Annotated in this window: 1 protein-coding gene and 1 pseudogene; one reads left to right on the top strand and one right to left on the bottom strand. The window is 33.8% G+C overall.

Annotated features, from left to right (window positions below):
• On the bottom strand, positions 1–734 hold a 734-nt coding region (locus DN394_RS23190), incomplete at its 3' end, for an SH3 domain-containing protein (protein WP_149294290.1).
• 233 nt (positions 735–967) lie between these two features.
• On the opposite strand from DN394_RS23190, the pseudogene DN394_RS23185 reads away from it, so the two are divergent.
• Positions 968–1,185 (top strand): annotated as a pseudogene (locus DN394_RS23185) (cell wall anchor protein); the annotation flags it as partial.

The following is a 1,185-nucleotide window of genomic DNA, read 5'->3' as shown; positions in this document are numbered from 1 at the left end:
CCTTCTTTTCCTTGATAGCTTATTTTCGCCCAACCATTCGCTTTTCCTAGTACTGTTACTTTTTCACCATTTTTTAGGTTCCCTAAAACCGAGCTACTTGTATTCGCTGCGCTTCTTACTCGTAAGCTTGTTGCATTGATTGTTCCTACTTCTTGTGCTCCATTTTTGATTGTTGGTTGCAGTTGCTTTTGGCCAGAAGTGTCAGGTGTTTGAATTGCATCTCCAAATTTTAAAAACTCTAAAGATACATATCCCTCTTTTCCTTTATATTCAATCTTTGCCCAGCCGTTCGCTTTTCCTAATACCGTTACTTTTTCATTTTTTTGAACATAGCCAATCATTGAACTACCTAGAGCTGGACTATTACGTACATTCAAACGAGTTGCCGTAACAATTCCCTCTTCTTTTTGTCCATTATTAATCGTTAATTGTTGTTTTTGTTCAACGTTTGGATTTCCATTCGAAAATCCTAAAAATTGTAATGTGACGTACCCCTCTTTTCCATCATGAGAAATTTTAGCCCATTCTTTTTCCTTACTTAAAACTTGTACATTTGTTCCCTTTTTTACTGTTCCTATAACTTTCCCTTGAGTTGTAGGTTGTTCACGTATATTTAAGTTTGTTGCATTTACTGTCGCTAAATTATCACTTTCTGCAAAGGCATGCGTCGAAATAAAAGATGTTGCTGTCGCTAGAAATGTACCTGTTATTATTTGTTTTGTTGTTTGTTTCATAATTTTTTATAAGAATATAAGAAATCCTATATTCTTCAGCCCTCCCTTTTTTATTCTTCTTACTATTAATCTTAACATATCATTCCGAAATATTTATTTTGAATATCTAAATATAGCCATAAAATTTTGTGAACATCTTATCTATATAGTTTTTTGCATAAAACTATATCTCCTATGAAATATTACAAAGGGATGTATTTTAGATGGAATATTAATTTTTCAGGAGGAAAACAATGACGAAAACCTTCATTTTAGCATCAACACTCTCTTTATCTTTTTTTAGCGGTTTAAATATCGGTAATGCAGCAACAGAAAACTTCTCTCCAGCAACAAACGCAATTGTACAAAATAACGATCATTTAGCAGAAGGCAACTCCAAAGATAATAATAAACCACCAGGAAACAATGGTTCTCAGGACGATAGTGGTTCTCATGGCAACGGTTCTGGCGG

This window comes from Bacillus sp. BB081, from assembly GCF_008368895.1.
Taxonomy (GTDB): domain Bacteria; phylum Bacillota; class Bacilli; order Bacillales; family Bacillaceae_G; genus Bacillus_A; species Bacillus_A wiedmannii.
This window is presented reverse-complemented; position numbering and strand designations above follow the sequence as displayed.